Source organism: Cupriavidus sp. 22TCCZM04-2, assembly GCF_057798895.1.
Genome location: NZ_JBYOJS010000003.1, coordinates 1 through 17,245, shown reverse-complemented (window position 1 = coordinate 17,245; position 17,245 = coordinate 1). Strand labels below are relative to the sequence as shown.

The 17,245-nt window shown below is 67.0% G+C and carries 16 protein-coding genes and 1 pseudogene; 8 read left to right on the top strand and 9 right to left on the bottom strand.

Features of this window, described 5'->3' with window-relative positions; all coding sequences use genetic code 11:
* Positions 1-320: 320 nt before the first annotated feature.
* The 5 genes from AC3FKG_RS05910 (at position 321) to AC3FKG_RS05890 (ending at position 5,617) form a co-directional block, all read left to right on the top strand.
* Positions 321-1,898 (top strand): ABC transporter ATP-binding protein, encoded by a 1,578-nt coding sequence (locus AC3FKG_RS05910; RefSeq protein WP_488742664.1) that lies wholly within the window; start codon positions 321-323, stop codon positions 1,896-1,898.
* Positions 1,891-3,000, top strand: a complete 1,110-nt coding sequence (locus AC3FKG_RS05905) for an ABC transporter permease (RefSeq protein ID WP_483710798.1) — start codon at positions 1,891-1,893, stop codon at positions 2,998-3,000. The genes AC3FKG_RS05910 and AC3FKG_RS05905 overlap by 8 nt, the downstream gene beginning before the upstream one ends.
* A 17-nt stretch (positions 3,001-3,017) precedes the next feature.
* Positions 3,018-3,938: an ABC transporter permease gene (locus AC3FKG_RS05900; protein ID WP_483710797.1), complete on the top strand. Its 921-nt coding sequence runs from the start codon at positions 3,018-3,020 to the stop codon at positions 3,936-3,938.
* 67 nt (positions 3,939-4,005) lie between these two features.
* Positions 4,006-5,151 (top strand): BMP family ABC transporter substrate-binding protein, encoded by a 1,146-nt coding sequence (locus tag AC3FKG_RS05895; protein ID WP_483710796.1) that lies wholly within the window; start codon positions 4,006-4,008, stop codon positions 5,149-5,151.
* A 172-nt stretch (positions 5,152-5,323) separates the two neighbouring features.
* A complete protein-coding gene (locus AC3FKG_RS05890) occupies positions 5,324-5,617 on the top strand; it encodes a YkvA family protein (RefSeq protein ID WP_483710795.1) in 294 nt (97 codons plus the stop codon).
* A gap of 72 nt (positions 5,618-5,689) precedes the next feature.
* Here AC3FKG_RS05890 and AC3FKG_RS05885 read toward each other — a convergent pair whose 3' ends face one another.
* The 4 genes from AC3FKG_RS05885 to AC3FKG_RS05870 form a co-directional block, all read right to left on the bottom strand.
* On the bottom strand, positions 5,690-6,667 hold the full coding sequence (locus tag AC3FKG_RS05885; protein ID WP_483710794.1) for a quinone oxidoreductase family protein: 978 nt from the start codon (positions 6,665-6,667) through the stop codon (positions 5,690-5,692).
* Positions 6,668-6,707: 40 nt separating this feature from the next.
* The gene (locus AC3FKG_RS05880) at positions 6,708-7,097 is read right to left on the bottom strand and encodes a methylglyoxal synthase (RefSeq protein WP_483710793.1); all 390 of its coding nucleotides are present in this window, start codon (positions 7,095-7,097) and stop codon (positions 6,708-6,710) included.
* Positions 7,098-7,164: 67 nt separating this feature from the next.
* Positions 7,165-7,953: an SDR family oxidoreductase gene (locus AC3FKG_RS05875; protein ID WP_483710792.1), complete on the bottom strand. Its 789-nt coding sequence runs from the start codon at positions 7,951-7,953 to the stop codon at positions 7,165-7,167.
* Between the two features lie 66 nt (positions 7,954-8,019).
* Positions 8,020-8,919 carry a DMT family transporter gene (locus AC3FKG_RS05870; RefSeq protein WP_488742663.1) on the bottom strand — a complete coding sequence of 300 codons (900 nt, stop codon included), beginning with the start codon at positions 8,917-8,919 and terminating at the stop codon, positions 8,020-8,022.
* Positions 8,920-9,158: 239 nt separating this feature from the next.
* Here AC3FKG_RS05870 and AC3FKG_RS05865 point away from each other — a divergent pair, with 239 nt between their 5' ends.
* Together AC3FKG_RS05865 and AC3FKG_RS05860 are read left to right on the top strand one after the other, a co-directional pair.
* Positions 9,159-10,157, top strand: coding sequence for a Bug family tripartite tricarboxylate transporter substrate binding protein (locus AC3FKG_RS05865; RefSeq protein ID WP_488742662.1), 999 nt, complete (start codon positions 9,159-9,161; stop codon positions 10,155-10,157).
* A 74-nt stretch (positions 10,158-10,231) separates the two neighbouring features.
* Positions 10,232-10,711: a MarR family winged helix-turn-helix transcriptional regulator gene (locus AC3FKG_RS05860; protein WP_488675893.1), complete on the top strand. Its 480-nt coding sequence runs from the start codon at positions 10,232-10,234 to the stop codon at positions 10,709-10,711.
* A gap of 73 nt (positions 10,712-10,784) precedes the next feature.
* Here the strand turns inward: AC3FKG_RS05860 and AC3FKG_RS05855 are convergent, their stop codons facing one another.
* Positions 10,785-13,064, bottom strand: coding sequence for a xanthine dehydrogenase family protein molybdopterin-binding subunit (locus AC3FKG_RS05855; protein ID WP_488742661.1), 2,280 nt, complete (start codon positions 13,062-13,064; stop codon positions 10,785-10,787).
* A 94-nt stretch (positions 13,065-13,158) separates the two neighbouring features.
* Between AC3FKG_RS05855 and AC3FKG_RS05850 the strand changes: the two genes are divergently transcribed.
* On the top strand, positions 13,159-13,902 hold the full coding sequence (locus AC3FKG_RS05850; RefSeq protein WP_483710787.1) for a TetR/AcrR family transcriptional regulator: 744 nt from the start codon (positions 13,159-13,161) through the stop codon (positions 13,900-13,902).
* Positions 13,903-13,929: 27 nt separating this feature from the next.
* Here AC3FKG_RS05850 and AC3FKG_RS05845 read toward each other — a convergent pair whose 3' ends face one another.
* The 4 genes and pseudogenes from AC3FKG_RS05845 to AC3FKG_RS05830 form a co-directional block, all read right to left on the bottom strand.
* On the bottom strand, positions 13,930-14,568 hold the full coding sequence (locus AC3FKG_RS05845; protein ID WP_483710786.1) for an N-carbamoylsarcosine amidohydrolase: 639 nt from the start codon (positions 14,566-14,568) through the stop codon (positions 13,930-13,932).
* The gene (locus tag AC3FKG_RS05840) at positions 14,561-15,640 is read right to left on the bottom strand and encodes a 2,5-dihydroxypyridine 5,6-dioxygenase NicX family protein (RefSeq protein ID WP_488742660.1); all 1,080 of its coding nucleotides are present in this window, start codon (positions 15,638-15,640) and stop codon (positions 14,561-14,563) included. The genes AC3FKG_RS05845 and AC3FKG_RS05840 overlap by 8 nt, the downstream gene beginning before the upstream one ends.
* A gap of 24 nt (positions 15,641-15,664) precedes the next feature.
* Positions 15,665-16,500, bottom strand: a pseudogene (locus AC3FKG_RS05835) (alpha/beta fold hydrolase).
* A 10-nt stretch (positions 16,501-16,510) separates the two neighbouring features.
* Positions 16,511-17,245: maleate cis-trans isomerase family protein (locus AC3FKG_RS05830; RefSeq protein ID WP_488742659.1), on the bottom strand; the 735-nt coding region annotated here is incomplete at its 5' end.

Here is a 17,245-nt window from a genome sequence, read left to right as displayed (position 1 = left end):
CTCACTTGCGGGAGAGGGGGAGCAAGCCGCCAGCATTTCCGCCTTGCAGGTAACCCGAACCGCCGCCCTCCACCCGGAGCGCGGCGGTTTTTCTTTCCCGTCCCGGCACGCACCTTGCAACCCACCGCAAACCGTTGCGGCGCTTGGACAAACGCCGGAAGCCGGTCGCCACGGTGCCGCGAACTTATATAATTCGTACCCAATATCATGCATCACGAAATCATGATGAATGTTGCATTGCGTCGCGGCGATCCTGCGCCACGCACTGCCGCTGACTGACTGCCTTCCACGTTGCTGCCACAACAACCCGAGCCGCCTCAGTGACACCACAAAACCCACCCAGGCTGGCGCTAGCCCATATCAGCAAGCGCTATCCCGGCGTCATCGCGAACGATGACATCAGCCTCAGCGTCGCCCCCGGCGAAATCCACGCCGTCCTTGGCGAGAACGGCGCCGGCAAATCCACCCTGATGAAGATCATCTTCGGCGCGGTCCGCCCGGACGCCGGCGAGATCCGCTTCAACGGGGCCCCGGTCACGATCAACAGTCCGCACGATGCCCGCCACCTGGGCATTGCCATGGTGTTCCAGCACTTCTCGCTGTTCGACACCCTGACTGTCACCGAGAACATCGCGCTGGGCCTGCCCGGCGGCCAGCACGGCGCGGGCAGCAGCATGAAGCAGCTGGCCGAGCGCATCCGCGCCACCGCCGAGCGCTACGGGCTGCCGCTGGAACCGAACCGCCATGTCCATACGCTGTCGGTCGGCGAACGGCAGCGCGTCGAGATCGTGCGCGCGCTGCTGGCCAACCCGCAGTTGCTGATCCTGGACGAGCCAACTTCGGTGCTGACGCCGCAGGCCGTGGAAACGCTGTTCGTCACGCTGCGCCAGCTCGCGGCCGAGGGCACGAGCATCCTCTACATCAGCCACAAGCTCGACGAGATCCGCGCGCTCTGCCATCACGCCACCGTGATGCGCATGGGCAAGGTCACGGGCGTGTGCGATCCGCGCCAGGAAAGCGCGGCGTCGCTGTCGCGCCTGATGATCGGCGGCGAGCCGCCGCGCGAAGCTCGGGTGGCCGCGCAGCGCGGCGATGTGCGCCTGAGCGTGCAGCAACTGTCGCTGCCGCGCGCACATGCGTTCGCCACCGAACTGCAGCGGATCTCGCTCGATGTGCATGCCGGCGAGATCGTCGGCATTGCCGGCGTATCGGGCAACGGACAGCAGGAACTGCTGGCCGCGCTGTCCGGTGAAGACACGCGCGCGGATGCCGCGTCGGTGCAGCTGGCAGGCAAGCCGGCCGGCCGGCTCGATGCGCGCCAGCGCCGGCGCGCGGGGCTCGCCTTCGTGCCGGAGGAGCGCCTCGGGCGCGGCGCGGTGCCCGGCATGAGCCTGGCCGCGAATACGCTGCTGTCGCACCAGACGCCTCCTTACGTGCGCAGCGGCATGATCTCGCCAAAGGCCGCGACCGGCCTGGCCGCTTCCATCATCAGCCGCTTCCGTGTGAAGGCAAGCGGGCCCGACGCGCTGGCCCGCAGCCTGTCCGGCGGCAACCTGCAGAAGTTCATCGTCGGCCGCGAGATCGAAAGCGGCCCCAAGGTGCTGATCGTCGCGCAACCGACCTGGGGCGTGGATGTTGGCGCCGCCGCGCAGATCCACAACGAGATCCTGGCGCTCAAGGCCACAGGCTGCGCCATCCTCGTGGTGTCGGAAGAACTTGATGAGTTGTTCGCCATCTGCGATCGGCTGCATGTCATCGCCAAGGGCCAACTGTCGCCATCCATCCCGACCGAGACCGCGACGCGCGAACAGGTCGGCCTGTGGATGAGCGGCCTGTGGGAAGGCGGCCCCGCGCAAGCGCGCGACACCCAGGTAGCGGAGGTGACCAGCCATGGCTGAAATGCGCTCGCTGCTGCCCCGCTCCCCCTTCACGCTGGCGCCGCGCGGACTGCCGTCGCGGAACATGGCCTATGCCTCGCCGGTGATCGCCCTCGCGCTCACGCTGCTGTTCGGCGCGCTGCTGTTCGTGGCGCTCGGCAAGGACCCGATGGCCGCGCTCAAGGTGTTCCTGGCCGACCCGCTGCGCGACAAGCGCGCGATTGGCGAAGTCCTGCTCAAGACCGTGCCGCTGGTGCTGTGCGCGCTGGGCCTTTCGGTCTGCTATCGCGCCAACGTGTGGAATATCGGCGCGGACGGGCAGCTCATTGCCGGCGGCATCTTCGCTGGCGCCACGGTGCTGTTCTTCGACGTACCGGGCCAGACGCTCAACGGTACCGTGGTGCTGATCCTGGCGTCGCTAGCCGGCGTGATCGGCGGCATGGCGTGGGCGTCGATCACGGCGCTGCTCAAGGACCGCTTCAACGCCAACGAGATCCTGGTCTCGCTGATGCTCACATACATCGCGCAACAGTTGATGCTGTGGGTAGTCAACGGGCCGTTGAAGGACCCCAACGGCATGAACTTCCCGCAGTCGAAGGTATTCTCGTCCGAATACCTGCTGCCTAACCTGATGTCCGGCTCGCGCCTGCATGCGGGCTTCGTCGTGATGCTGGTGCTGGTCGCGGTGATGACGGTGTTCGTGTTCCGCAGCTTCGCCGGCTACCGCCTTCAAGTGGGCGGCACCGCGCCGGCTGCGGCGCGCTATGCCGGCTTCTCGTCGCGCAGCGCGCTGTGGAACGCGCTGCTGATCTCGGGCGCTACCGCGGGCCTGGCCGGGGCGTTCGAAGTGACGGGCCCGATCGGCCAGCTGCTGCCGTCAATCTCGCCGGGCTACGGCTTCACGGCCATCATCGTCGCGTTCGTTGGCCGCCTGCATCCGGTCGGCACCGTGTTCGGCGGCATCATGATGTCGCTGTTCTACATCGGCGGCGAGATGGCGCAGTCGCGTCTGGGCCTGCCGTCGGCGATCGGCTGGGTGTTCCAGGGCATGCTGCTGTTCTTCCTGCTGGCCTGCGACACCCTTATCGAAAACCGCCTGCGCTGGCGCGCCACGGCAGCCTGAGCGGAGCAGACAAGAACATGGAACAACTCGCTCCCCTCATCGCCACCGCGATCAACGCCGGCACGCCGCTGCTGCTGGCCGCGCTGGGCCTGCTCATCAACGAACGCTCCGGCGTGCTGAACCTCGGCGCCGAAGGCATGATGCTGGTCGCAGCCGTGGCCGGCTTCATGGTCGGCTACCAGACGCAGCAGCCGCTGCTCGGCTTTCTCGCCGGCGCTGTCGCCGGCATGCTGATGGCCGCGCTGTTCTCGTGGCTGGCGCTGGTGCTGGCCACCAATCAGGTCGCCACGGGTCTGGCGCTGTCGATCTTCGGCACCGGCCTGTCGGCCTTCATGGGCCAGCGCTTCGTGGGCCACGCCATGCCCGCGCAGGCCAGGTCGATCCCCGGGCTGGCCGATATTCCATTCATCGGTCCCGCGTTCTTCCAGCAACACTGGATGGTGTATTTCAGCCTGCTGCTGTGCTTCGCGATCATGTGGTTCCTGTTCCGCACGCGCGCGGGGCTCACGCTGCGCGCGATCGGCGAATCGCCGGAATCGGCGCACGCGCTCGGTTATCCGGTGCGCACCATCCGCTTCGGCGCGCTGCTGTTCGGCGGCGCCTGCTGCGGCCTGGCCGGGGCTTACCTGTCGCTGGTGTACACGCCGATGTGGGTCGAGAACCTGGTGGCCGGCCGCGGCTGGATCGCGCTGGCGCTGACCACGTTTGCCACCTGGCGCCCGGGCCGCGTGCTGGTCGGCGCGTGGCTGTTTGGCGGCGTAACCATCCTGCAGTTCTACCTGCAGGGCATCGGCGTCTCGGTGCCGTCGCAGTTCCTGTCGATGCTGCCGTACGCGGCCACCATCGTCGTGCTGGCGCTGATCTCGCGCAACCCGGCCTGGATCCGCCTGAACATGCCCGCCTCGCTCGGCAAGCCATTCCGTCCGGGCAGTGCCTGATGCCGCAACGCAAGTCCTGATTCAACGAGCCTTCGAAAGCCAACACAATTCATCACAAGGAGAAATCATGATGGTCACGCGCAGGAAAACCCTGGCGGCACTGGCTGCCACCGCCCTGCTGGCGCTAGCCGGCTGCGGCAAGAAAGAAGCCGAAAAGCCGGCCGAGACCGCCGCGCCGGCCTCCGCGCCTGCTGCGGAACAGAAGGCCGAGCCGCTCAAGGTCGCCTTTGTCTACATCGGCCCGGTGGGCGACGCTGGCTGGACGTACGCGCACGACGCCGGCCGCAAGGCCGTGGAGGAGAAGTTCGGCGACAAGGTCAAGACCACCTTCGTCGAGAACGTGCCCGAATCCGCCGCCGACGCCGAGCGCGTGTTCCGCGACCTGGCCAGCCAGGGGAACAAGCTGATCTTCGGCACGACCTTCGGCTACATGGAGTCGATGCTCAAGGTCGCCAAGGAATTCCCGGACGTGAAGTTCGAGCACGCCACCGGCTTCAAGACCGCCGAAAACCTGGGCCAGTACGACGTGCGCACCTATGAGGGCGCCTACCTGGCAGGCGTGGTGGCCGGCAAGATGAGCAAGTCGGGCAAGATGGGCGTGGTCGGTTCGGTTCCCATCCCCGAGGTGATCCGCAATATCGACTCGTTCACGCTGGGCGCGCGCAGCGTCAACCCGAACGCGACCGTCAAGGTGGTCTGGGTGAACAAGTGGTTCGATCCGGGCAAGGAGCGTGAAGCCGCCACCACGCTGATCGGCCAGGGCGTGGACATGCTGATGCAGAACACCGACTCCGCCGCCGTGGTGCAGACCGCGCAGGAGAAAGGCGTGTATGCGTTTGGCTGGGACAGCAACATGAGCAAGTTCGGCGAGAAGGCTCACCTGGCCGCGTCGGAAATCCAGTGGGGCGTCTACTACAACAAGGTGGTGGACGACGTGCTGAACAACCGCTGGAAGAGCGACACCACGTGGTGGGGCCTGAAGGAAGGCATGATCGACTTGAAGGACTTCAACACGATCGTGCCCGAGGACGTGAAGGCGCTCGTTGCCGAGCGCAAGAAGGGCATCGTCGACGGTTCCGCGCCGATCTGGAAGGGTCCGATCAAGGACAACACCGGCAAGGAACAGGTCGCCAAGGACCAGACCGCCGACGACAACTTCCTGCACAACGTGAAGTTCTACGTCGAAGGCGTCGAAGGCAAGATCCCGGGCTGATCGCCAGCCCGCATGCCATGACGGCATGCGGGCCCGCCCCGGCGCTGCCGGGGCGCTCCCCTCCTCACTTTCCTCAGCCCGGTCTACTTCGGAACTTGAAGCCGCTTTGATCGGCCCAAGCTATCTGTGCACGCGTCATTCGCTGGCGTGCGCAATGTGAAGGAGGCCTCTCATGTGGAAGCGTTTTTCGGCCCTGTGGACGCTGGTGCGCCGCGACGGCCGGCTGTTCTGGTATGCGCTGCGGCATCCGGATGCGCCGCCATGGCTCAAGCCCGCGGCCTTTGGGCTGTTTCTCTATGCGATCTCGCCGATCGATCTGATTCCTGATTTCATCGCCGGACTGGGGATCGTCGATGACGTTGTGCTGATTCCGCTGGCGGTGCACTTGATGCTCAAGCGGCTGCCGCCGCACATCCTGCGGCAGGCCGAAGCGCGGGCGACCGCCACCACGGTACGGACGCACTGAGCGCGGCGAGAAAATAAGCCCCGGACGGCAGCCCGCCGCCCGGGGCTTTCTTCATCGGGAACCGCGGCGGCCTCAGTACGGCAGCAGGATGGTAGATCCCGTCGTCTTGCGCGACTCCAGGTCGCGGTGCGCCTGCGCCACATCAGCCAGTGCATAGCGCTGGCGGATATCGATCTTCACCTTGCCGCTGGTGACCGCATCGAACAGGTCCGCCACCATCGGCTCCAGCAGTTCGCGATGCACCACGTAGGTCATCAAGGTGGGCCGCGTCAGCCGCAGCGATCCCTTGTTGCCAAGCACCGAGATATCGAACGGCGGCACCGGCCCCGAAGCATTGCCGAAGCTCACCATGGTGCCGCGCGGCGCCAGGCAGTCGAGCGAATCACGGAAGGTGTCCGCGCCGATGGAGTCATACACGGCCGGCACGCCCTTGCCGCCGGTGACTTCCTTCACCTTGTCGACGAACGATTCGCGCGTATAGACCACGGTATGGGTGCAGCCATGCGCGCGCGCCAGTTCCGCCTTCTCGTCGCTGCCCACCGTGCCGATCACCGTGACGCCGAGCGCCTTGAGCCACTGGCACGCGATCAGCCCGACGCCGCCGGCGGCGGCATGCAGCAGCACGGTGTCGCCGGCCTGCACGCGATAGCTGTCGCGGATCAGGTACTGCACCGTCAGGCCCTGCAGCATCATCGCCGCGCCCTGCTCGAAGGAAATCGACTCGGGCAGGCGCACCACGATATCGGCCGGCATCACGCGCACCTGCGCATAGGCGCCGGTCGGACGGCCCGCGTAGGCCACGCGATCCCCCGCGCTCAGGTGGGTCACGCCCGCGCCCACCGCCTCCACCACGCCGGCGCCTTCCATGCCCAGGCCGGCGGGCAGCGGCTGCTTGTAGAGGCCGGTGCGGAAGTAGACGTCGATATAGTTGAGCCCTACCGCTTCATGGCGGACACGGACTTCACCGGGCCCTGGCTCGCCGACCTCCACGTCGACCCACTGCATCACTTCCGGTCCGCCGGTCTGTTCGATCCGGATGGCTTTGGTCATCTGCAATTCTCCTGTCAGTCAGGCTGGATGGGGTTGGGGATCAGGCCTTTGCCTCGACGCGGCACAGCTCGGCGATCACCAGGTCCGCCGTGGCGACGTTGGTCGCGCACGGCACGTTATGCACATCGCAGGCGCGTACCAGGGCGTTGATATCGGGTTCGTGCGGCTGCGGCGTCATCGGGTCGCGCAGGAAGATCACGGCGCGCACGCGCCCTTCCGCCAGCTGCGCGCCGATCTGCAGGTCACCGCCCCACGGCCCGGACAGCATCCGCGTCACGTCCAGCCCGACTTCATCGATCAGGCGGCCACCGGTGGTGCCGGTCGCAAGCAGTTCGCACTGCGAAAGGAATTCGCGGTGCCGCGTGGCAAACGCAACGATGTCGTCTTTCTTGTGGTCGTGTGCAATCAGGGCGATACGTGGGCGGGTCATCAAGGGTCCTTGTTGCGGTAAGCGACTGCGGGTAAGTAGTGCGGCCATTGCCGGGGCCGCGCCGGGTTCAGAACGTGCCGGGGTAGGCGCCGCCGTCGAGCAGGATGTTCTGTGCCGTGATGTACGCGGCCTGGCGGCTGCACAGGAACGCACAGGTGGCGCCGAACTCGGCGGGGTCGCCGAAGCGGCGCGACGGGTTCTGCGCGGCGCGGCGTTGCGCGATTTCCTCAATGCTCAGGTTGGCCTTCTGCGCCGCGCCTTCCATGGTCTTGGCCAGGCGATCGGTATTGAACGGTCCCGGCAGCAGGTTATTGACGGTCACGCCATGCTGCGCGACTTCGCGCGCCAGGCCGGCGATAAAGCCGGTCAGGCCCGAGCGCGCGCCGTTGGACAAGCCCAGTATGTCGATCGGCGCCTTCACCGCGCCGCTCGTGATGTTGATGATGCGGCCCCACTTGCGCGCGATCATGCCGTCGACCGTGGACTTGATCAGCTCGATCGGCGTGAGCATATTGGCGTCGAGCGCGGCCAGCCACGCGTCGCGGTCCCAGTCGCGGAAATTGCCCGGGGGCGGGCCGCCCGCGTTGTTGACGAGGATGTCGAGATCGCCAAGCTTGGCCACGGCATCGAGCGCGGCCTTGCGGCCTTCCGGCTTCGTGATGTCGGTGGCCACCGCGACCACGCGGCGCCCATGGCGCGCGCGCAGGTCGGCCGCGGCCTTCTCCAGCGCCTCCGCGCCGCGCGCCACGATTACCACATCGACGCCTTCGGCCGCCAGCGCGTCCGCGCAGGCAAAGCCCAGGCCCTTGCTCGCGCCGCACACCAGTGCATGCTTGCCACGCAGTCCAAGATCCATCGCTCGTTCTCCTTGTCGCTTATTGCTTGTGTCGTTTGTCGTTCAGGTTCGGCGTCGCCGCGCTGGTCATGCCTTGCGCGCCGACAACAGGTACATTCCGCCCAGCACCAGTGCGCTGCCCCCCAGCTGCACGCCGCTGACGGGTTCGTCGAGCAGCCAGAAGGCCAGGAACAGCGTCGATACCGGTCCGATCATGCCGGCCTGCGAGGCCATCGGCGCGCCGATGCGGGCCACGGCCACCATCGTCATCGAAACGGGCAACACCGTGCAGAACACCGCGTTGACGAGTGACAGCCACATCACCGGCGCCGGCTGCGCGAGTTCGGCCACGGGCCGGCCCAGCGCCAGGTACTGCAGCACGCAGCAGGCCGTGGACACGCACATCGCATAGGCCACCAGCCGCAGCGAGCCGATGCGCTGCACCAGCTCGCCGCTGAGAATCAGGTAGATACCATACGTCAAGGCACTGCCCAGCACCAGCGCCCCGCCCAGCCATACCGTGGGGCCGCTGACATCCAGGTCATGGGCGAACACCAGCACGATGCCGAGATAGGCCAGCAGCAGCGACACCCATTGCCGCGCGGCGATCTGGCGGCGGAATATCAGCGCCGTGGCCAGCAGCACGAACGACGGCGTCAGGAACAGGATCAGCCGTTCCAGTCCTGCCGTGATGTATTGCAGCCCCAGGAAATCCATGAAGCTCGACAGGTAGTAGCCGATGAAGCCGAGGAACACCACGCGGCCACGGTCGGCCCACGACAGCGCCGGCAGGCGCCGCGACTGCCACCAGCCGATCGCCATGAACAACGGCACGGCGAACAGCATGCGCAGCGTGATGACCATGACGGCATCCACGCTGTAGCGGTACATCAGTTTGGCCACGATGGCCTTGGCGGAAAACAGCACGGCGCCGACGGCCGCGATGGCCAGCCCCGATCGCTGCGGCGACGGCAGCGCAGCGGGCATGGCAAGAGATTTTGGTGAAACTGGCACGGGGGAATTCACGCGGAGAGGCGGCCGCCGCAACCTGGCCGGCTGGGTCGGCAAAGACAACCGGACGATTGTATTCGAAAAGAAGCATGGGCATCGGCCTACCGCCCGGTATGCCTCTGCTAGTCCGCATTTGCCTACAATGGGCGCTTCCGCGCGGACCTCCCGTGCCGGTGCCATAGAACAACACAACCCGTAGAGGAGATTCCCGCACCATGCCGCAACGCCTTGCACTTCGCCCCCGCGCCACGCTGATCGCCCTGACGTTCGGGGCCGCCACGCTGGGCACCCTGCCGCTGGCCGCCGCCGCGGCCGATACCTTCCCGGCCAAGCCGATCCGCTTTGTCGTCCCGTACGCTGCCGGCGGCACGACGGATCTCGTCGCGCGCACGGTCGGCCAGCGCGTCGCGGAGAAGCTGGGACAGCCCGTGGTCATCGAGAACCGTCCCGGCGCGGGCGGCAACATCGGCATGGACGCCGTGGCCAAGGCCGCGCCCAATGGCTACACCATCGGCTTCGGCGCGATCTCGACCAATGCGCTGAATCCGCATATCTACAAGCAGGTGCCGTTCGACCCGCGCAAGGACTTCACCGCCATCAGCCTGCTCGGCACTTCGACCATCGTGCTGGAAGTCGGCCCGTCGCTGCCCGTCAAGACCGTGCCGGAACTGATCGCCTATGCCAAGGCGCACCCCGGCCTGACATACGCGACCGCGGGCACCGGCACGTCGATGCACCTGGCCGGCGCGATGTTCTCGCAGACCACGCATACGGGACTGACTCACGTGCCCTATAAAGGCAGCAGCCCGGCCATCAACGACATGCTCGGCGGCCATATCGGCGTGATGTTCGACAACCTGCCGGCCTCGCTGCCGCACATCCAGTCGGGCAAGCTGCGCGCCCTGGCCGTGGCTGGCAAGAGCCGTTCGCCGTCGCTGCCTGACGTGCCCACGCTGGCCGAGGCCGGCCTGACGGGCTATGCCGTGGAACCATGGTTCGGCGTCTATGGCCCGGCCAACCTGCCCGCGCCCGTGGTGCAGGCACTCAATGCGGCCTTCGTCGAAGCGCTGGGGCGCGCGGACGTGCGCGAGAAGCTGACGCAGGCCGGCTTCAACCCGAAGGGTTCCAGCGCGCCGGACTTGCAGACGCTGACGCTGCAGGAATACGAGCGTTTCGGCAAGGTGGCGAAGAGCGCGGCCATTACCGTCGATTAAGGTCCGGCACCGGCGCACCTGCGCTGCCTTCGTCGGTATACTCGGGGCACACCTTCCATCGCACCACGATCGACGTGCCCTCCTCTTCCGACCAGCCCGCCGGCAACATCGACCCCGGCTACGACTTCACCGAACAGGTGGGCCACTTGCTGCGCCGCGCATACCAGCGCCACGTGGCCATCTTCCAGCAGACCATTCCGGATTCGCAGCTCACGGCCGCGCAGTTTGTCGTGCTTTGCGCGGTCCGTGACCGGCAACCGTGCTCGCTCAATGAAGTGGTGCGGGCCACGGCGATCGACCAGGCCACGGTGCGCGGCATCATCGAACGATTGAAGTCGCGCCAGTTGGTCGCGGTATCCCACGACCCCAATGACCGGCGCAAGGTGGTGGTGACGGTGACGGATGGCGGGCTGGCATTGATCGACGAGACGGTGCCGTTTGCGAAGCAGATTTCCGAACAGACGTTTGGCAACCTGAATCCGGCCGAGCGCGTGGCGGTGACTTACCTGCTGCGCAAGATGAGCGAGATCGACGAGGGGAACGGGGCGGGTTGAGGGGAGGCCTTTGTACTGCCGCCGGTTTGCTCCCCTCTCCCGCTTGCGGGCGAGGGGGCAGACAAGCGGTCTGCTAACCCTGCCGGTTGCCCAACGCCGCCAGCACCGTCTCCGGCACAAACGGCGGCCGCCGCAACCGAACGCCCATCGCATCGAACAACGCATTGGCCATCGCAGGCGCCCCCGGCAGCGACGCGGACTCACCCGCGCCCAACGGCGGCTCCGACTGCCTCGGCATCAGCACCACTTCGATCGGCGGAATCTCCGGGAACGTCAGCAGCGGATAACCGCCCCACTCGCGGCTGGCTACACCCGCGCCATCAAAGCGCACTTGCTCCTTCAGCACGCGGCTCAGCGTCTGCACCACGTTGCCGTGGAGCTGGTGGCGCACGCCGTCCGGGTTGACCATCATGCCGGTGTCCTGGCCCACGACGATCTTCTCGACGACGATCTGCCCATTTGCCACGTCAACCGAAACATCAAGTATCCACGCGGACCACGCCGCGCCGAAGCCAGGAAAGCGGCTGTGAATATAGCGCGCATAGGCCACGCCACGGCCGCGCAGCTTGCCGTCCGCATCGGGTACGCCACGTGAGCCCCGTGCGCCGCTCTGCCAGCCAGCCGCATGCGCCACGGCGCGCAGCAGATCGGCCGCGCGATCATCCGGAAGATGCCGCAGCCGGAAGTCGATCGGATCAGCGTCAGCCTCCACCGCCAGTTCATCGATCATGCACTCATGCGCGAACGTATTCGGCAATGCCGAAACCCCGCGCAACCACGACGCGCGCACGATGGCAGGCGTGTCGTCGCAGCCGATGCGGCGGCCCGCATACGCGTAGGGCGGCACGGCGGTGCGGTCGCCCATCTCAAGCATGCGCGGCCCATTGGATACCTGCCCAGTCAGCAGCAGTGCCAGCGTCGGCGCATCGTTGGACGGATAGCGGCTGACAAAGTCATAGCCGAGCAACTCGCCGCCGGCGCCCAGCGTCGCGCTGACGTCCATCAGTTGCGCCGCGCCCTTGGGCTCCCACAGGTGCTCCTGTTCGCGCGAAAGTTGCACGCGCACCGGACGCCCCACCGCGCGCGACAGCAGCACGGCGTCGGCGCAGACATCATCGGCACAATTGCGGCCGTAGCAACCGGCGGCCTCCATGCGCACGATCTCGATGCCGTCCTCGCCAAGCCCTGACAACCGCGCCAGGTCGATGCGCAAGACATGCGGGTTCTGCGTACCAGACCATACGGTCAGCCCATCTTCGCGCCAGTCCGCGACGGCGCATGACGGACCGACGGAGCCGTGCATTTGATAGGGCCAGACAAAATGGCGCTCGAGCGTGGTACCGGTTCCCGGTGCCGGCATCTCGCCATCGTCCAGCAGATCACGGCGCCTGGCCGGATTCGCGCGCAACGCAGGCTCCGGATCATCAAGCGCCGGCAGCGGCGGCACCGGCTTCCAGCGCACGCGCAGGCGGCGCGCGGCCAACATCGCGTACTCCTCGCGTTCGGCCACCACGCCGACGAAATCGCCCTGCACGATGATATCGACCAGCCCCGGCACATCACGCACGGAATCGCGATCGACTTCCAGCAAGCTGGTTCCGACAAAATCGCCTGCATCCCGGCCGGAGTACGGCGGTCGTACAACGCGTCCATGAAGCATGCCGGGCACGCGCACGTCATGCACGAACGTCAGCACGCCGCGCGCCTTGTCGGGGATATCCACGCGGCCCGCGCCACGCCCGACGATGCGGTAAGCCTCGACCGGCTTGGTCTGCACGTCGTCGGCCAGCGGCAACTCGACATGTCCGCCGGCCACCAGCGCCCCGTAGCCGATGCCGTCGGGCGCGCCTTTCACGCGCAACACACCATCGTCGGCCTCCAGCATTTCCGGCGCCACGCCCAAATGCTGCGCAGCGCGCGCCTGCAGCCACGCACGGGCCTGTGCCGCCGCGCGCCGCAGCGGCATGGCGGAGATCTGGATCGACGCGCTCGCAATGGTCGGCCCCTGGTTGGGCGTGGCCTCCGTATGGCCGAGCACCATGCGCACGCGCGCGAGCGGCACATCGAGTTCTTCCGCCACGATCTGCGCCAGCGCCGTGCGGATGCCGGTGCCCAGGTCGACGTGGCCGTTGAAGGCCAGCACCTCACCGGTATCGCGCACGGCGACGAAGATGTCCGGCAGCGCCGGCACATAGTCCGAGGCGGCCCCCGGCTGGCCGGGCGCGGGACGCGCCGCCGCCTGCGGGGCGCGCGTCACCAGCAGCACGCCGCTGGCCTGCAGCAGCGCCAGGCGCTGCGCGCGCGGGGTGGAGGCCTCAGCCTCGGGAACGGTATCGAGGATTGTCGCTGTCATAGCTCTTGAATTTTGCCGCCTTGCATCAGGCGACACCGTCGATGCCACCGTTATACTGCCTGCCAGACACAGACCTCATGCCGAGCCATCCAACATGACCATCAAGACCGCAACCCAGCGCGCGGCAGTCGGGACGCGCGCCCGGCAGGCCCAGGACAGCCGCGACCGGATCCTGAAAGCGGCCATCAAGGTCTTCGCGCAGCGCGGCTACGACGGCGGACGCATCGAACGGATTTCGACGCTCGCGAAGACCTACGACCGGATGATCTACTACTACTTCGGCAGCAAGGAAAAGCTGTTCGTCGAAGTGCTGGAGACCATCTACCTGCAGCTCAATGAAGCCGAGCAGAAACTCGAAGGCGAACTCGACGCCGCCGATCCGGTGCGCGCGCTCTCGCAACTGACTGACTTCGTCTGGCACTACTACCTGGAGCACCCGGAGTTCGTCGCGATCCTGACCAGCGAGAACATGAGCCAGGGCAAGCACGCGCGCAAGTCGGTGCGGCTGCGCGATATTTCCAGCTACGCGCTGTCCGTGCTCGACGGCATCCTGTCGCGCGGCAAGGCGGTGGGCCTGTTCCGGCCAGACGCCGGCGCGCGCGACGTCTACATGGTCATCGCCTCGCTCGGCTACTTCTACAACTCGAACCATCATACGCTCAGCGCCTTCCTTGGCGAACCCATGATGAGCCCGGCCGCGGTATCGCACTGGCGCGATGTGATGCAGCAGACCGTGCTGCGCGCCGTGGCAATGCCGGGCGTCATCCCCGATGCTCCGCCCGCGCCGGCGCAGCCTTCCGGCAAGCCGGCCCGCAAGCGCCGCGTGGCGGCCGTCTGAGCGACGCATCGGTCGCACCGGCGCGGCTCAGGCCGCTGCTCGCACGCCCGGCGCAATTTGCGCGAGCGCTTCGTCGCGGGTCAGCACGGTGGCGTACTTCTGCTCCATGTCGAACAGGTTGGCCGCGTGCGGGCCGAGCGCGCGGTCACCGACGCAGTCCGACAGCACCAGCGGACGGAAGCCGAGCGACATCGCATCGACCACGCTAGCGCGCACGCAGCCGCTGGTGACGCAGCCCGCCACCAGCAGCGTCTGCACGCCGCGCTGCGTCAGCCATGCCGCCAGAGACGTGCCGAAGAACGCCGACGGCACCGTCTTGCGCACCACATACTCGCCCGCGGCGGGCGCAAGCTCCGGCACGATGGCGCTGTTGTGGCTGTCTTCCTTAAGCGTGAGCATGCCGGGCACCTTCAGCGTGAAGATGTTGTGGTCGGCGTCGTCATCGGCAAACACGATGCGGCTGTGCGCCACCGGCCAGCCCTGCTCGCGCGCCGCGCGCAGCAGCGGCTGCGTATTGCGGATGGCCTCCGGGATATTGCCGCCGCCAAAGACCGCCGGATCGGCGAAGCCGTTGACGAAATCGATGATCAGCAGCCCGTATGGCGGCCGGATCTCCATGGCGGTGCCGAAGCCTTGCCGCTGGTAGGTCTGGACTTCTTCATGCATGGCGGGCTTCCTTGAACAGTGTGTTGACGGGCGCGTGGTGGCCGTCCGTCACCTTGCCACGCACCACTACGGGTTCGCCATCGAGGTTGACCGTGCAGTGGCGCACCGGGATATCGATATGGCAGGCGGTGGTCCGGCTGCCGCCCGCTTCGTTGTTGGGGCCGAACGAGCACAGGAAGTTGCCTTCGTACGCGCGCGCATCCATGCCGATGGTCGCTTCGCGGTCGTACATGGCCAGCGCCGACCAGCTCGCGCGCGGCTGCAGGCCCCAGCCGATATGCGACATCGCATACGCTTCGGGATCGTTGAACGATGCCATGTAGTCGGCCAGCAATTCCGCATCGAGGCCGCCTTCGATCGCCTTCACATAGCCGGACTCCACCGTGATCCGGATCGGCTCCTGGATATACGACTTCATCGGCAGCAGGATGTCGCCGCGGTCCAGCACGATGGTGCCGTGGGTGCCGCCTTCATCCGGCCAGGTCAGCACGAAGCCGCTCGGCCAGTGGTCCCAGCGGCCGGGCTCGTCGACGAAGCCGTATTCGCTGATCGCGGGGAACTCGCCGAGTTTGCAGCGCAGGTCCATGCCGGCATCGGAGACGATGTGCATTTCCCGCGCGCGCGACAGCCGGGCCGTGGCGGCCTTCACGCGCTTGCGGTCTGCTTCGGTGGGGACCATGCGCGCGAGCACTTCGGGTGGCTCCACAGCGAGCAGGATCTTCGTGCCACCGCTCAGGATGTCATGCTGCTCGGGCGAGAACAGCAGCGTCATCAGGTCGAGCACGAGATCGCTCGCCTTCAGCGCGGCGATGGCGGCCGGATTGCCGGTCAGCGGCGTAGTGCCGAGATACGCCAGCGCATCGCGGCTCAACGCCTTCTCGCCATTGACTGGCGGCAGGTCGAGCCGGTTGACGATGGCGCCCATCGACGCCGCTGCCACCATGGCCGTACGCAGCGTCTGCGGATGCGTGGCGGCGCCGGTCAGCACGGTGACGGTCTGGCCGGCTTCCAGTTTCGACAGCGTGAGCACCTGCTTCCACGCCTGGGTCAGGTCGTAATCGCTTACGGGCATGTTCGCTCCTCCGATTCGCGGATATCAGGCCAGCGCGGGCAGCGCGGCACCAAGGAAATCGCCGAAGGCACGATAGAAGCCGGCCTCGTCGTCCCACGGGATCATGTGGCCGGCATCGGCGACGTGGCTCACCAGCACGCCCGCCAGCAGCGTGCGGATTTCCTGCTCGTCTTCGTCGCGCACCACGTCGCCACGGCCGGCGCGCGCATCAGCAGCGTCGGCACGGACACGTGCGGCAGGTCGGCGTGGATGTCGTCTTCATGGAAGCCGTTGAAGCTCGCTAGGATTGCGCGCTCGTCGCAGGTGTGCAGCCACTCGGCGCGCAAGCGCAGTTGCTCGTCCGTCCATGTCGGACAGAAGCGGCGCATGCCTTCCGCGTCGACACCAGCGCGCGCGAGGCGGATGGAATCGATGTACCACGGCAGCTGCGCGGGATAAGCGCGGCGGCCGGGGCCGGAGACCGGCGGATCCACCATCACCAGCCGCGTCATGCCTGCGGGGCGCTGGCGCGCGGCACGAACGCCAATGCGCCCGCCCATCGAATGGCCGACGATGGCATAGCGCTGCAGGCCGAGCGCCTGCGCGAACGCGATCACGTCGGCAGCTTGCGCATCGAGGCTGTAGTCCAGCGTGTCGCTCGCTTCCGACAAGCCACGGCCGCGCACATCCAGCACATAGGTATCGAAGCGCTGGCCGAACTGCTCGCCGACGAAGCCCCACGTGATGGCCGGGCTCGTGATGCCCGGCACGATGATCACGGCGTCGCGCGACGCGCGTTCGCCATCGTTGCCGCCGTAGCGCAGGTAGTGCTGGCGGATGCCGTTGGCCTGGACGTTGCCGCCGTAGAGGAAGGTGCTCATGGCGCGGCCCTCAGTAGGCGCCGGACAGCAGCGCGCCCGCGCCCGGCACGACCGGCTCCAGGTCCAGCGCGCGCAGCATCGCATAGGTGGTGGCGATAGCCGCCGTGATCACCGGCTTGCCGGTCATCGCCTCGACCTTCGCTACCGCCGGCAGCGACGGCATCTGCACGCAGGCGGACAGCACGATGGCATCGACGTCGGCAATGTTCATCTGCGCGACGATGGCCGGAAGCTTCGCCGGATCGTGGCGGCCCACTTCGAGGTTGTCGGGAATCTCCAGCGCGCGGTAGTCGACGACTTCGTAGCCTTCGTTGCGGATGTAATCCACCACCAATTCCGTCAGCGGCTTCATGTACGGGGCAACCACGGCGATGCGCTTCGCGCCGATCACCTTGAGTGCATCGACCAGCGCGCCGGCACTCGTGATTACCGGCGCATCGCCACCGTTCTCAACGGTGTGGGCTTTCAGGCGCTGTTCCGACTTGCGGTGATAACCATGGCCCATCGCCATGATCGCGACCAGGCAGGCGTAGCCGAGCACATCCACGCGCGCGTCGGATAGCTCGACGGCGCAGCGGTCAGACTCGGCATCCATCGCCGCCAGTTCTTCCTTGACCACCTTCTTCATGCGCATGCGGCTCGAATGGAAGGTGAAACGTTCGGGGCGGATCTGCTGCCGTGCGCTCAGCATGGCGGGGATCTCGGTTTCCATCGTGGTGTTGGAGCTCGGCACGATCTGGCCGAT

Excerpts from the sequence above, each read along its gene's own strand:
- AC3FKG_RS05905 (WP_483710798.1), top strand. The coding sequence starts at position 1,891 with ATGGCTGAAATGCGCTCGCTGCTGCCCCGCTCCCCCTTCACGCTGGCG.
- AC3FKG_RS05900 (WP_483710797.1), top strand. The coding sequence starts at position 3,018 with ATGGAACAACTCGCTCCCCTCATCGCCACCGCGATCAACGCCGGCACG.
- AC3FKG_RS05895 (WP_483710796.1), top strand. The coding sequence starts at position 4,006 with ATGATGGTCACGCGCAGGAAAACCCTGGCGGCACTGGCTGCCACCGCC.
- AC3FKG_RS05890 (WP_483710795.1), top strand. The coding sequence starts at position 5,324 with ATGTGGAAGCGTTTTTCGGCCCTGTGGACGCTGGTGCGCCGCGACGGC.
- AC3FKG_RS05885 (WP_483710794.1), bottom strand. The coding sequence starts at position 6,667 with ATGACCAAAGCCATCCGGATCGAACAGACCGGCGGACCGGAAGTGATG.
- AC3FKG_RS05880 (WP_483710793.1), bottom strand. The coding sequence starts at position 7,097 with ATGACCCGCCCACGTATCGCCCTGATTGCACACGACCACAAGAAAGAC.
- AC3FKG_RS05875 (WP_483710792.1), bottom strand. The coding sequence starts at position 7,953 with ATGGATCTTGGACTGCGTGGCAAGCATGCACTGGTGTGCGGCGCGAGC.
- AC3FKG_RS05870 (WP_488742663.1), bottom strand. The coding sequence starts at position 8,919 with ATGCCCGCTGCGCTGCCGTCGCCGCAGCGATCGGGGCTGGCCATCGCG.
- AC3FKG_RS05865 (WP_488742662.1), top strand. The coding sequence starts at position 9,159 with ATGCCGCAACGCCTTGCACTTCGCCCCCGCGCCACGCTGATCGCCCTG.
- AC3FKG_RS05855 (WP_488742661.1), bottom strand. The coding sequence starts at position 13,064 with ATGACAGCGACAATCCTCGATACCGTTCCCGAGGCTGAGGCCTCCACC.
- AC3FKG_RS05850 (WP_483710787.1), top strand. The coding sequence starts at position 13,159 with ATGACCATCAAGACCGCAACCCAGCGCGCGGCAGTCGGGACGCGCGCC.
- AC3FKG_RS05845 (WP_483710786.1), bottom strand. The coding sequence starts at position 14,568 with ATGCATGAAGAAGTCCAGACCTACCAGCGGCAAGGCTTCGGCACCGCC.
- AC3FKG_RS05840 (WP_488742660.1), bottom strand. The coding sequence starts at position 15,640 with ATGCCCGTAAGCGATTACGACCTGACCCAGGCGTGGAAGCAGGTGCTC.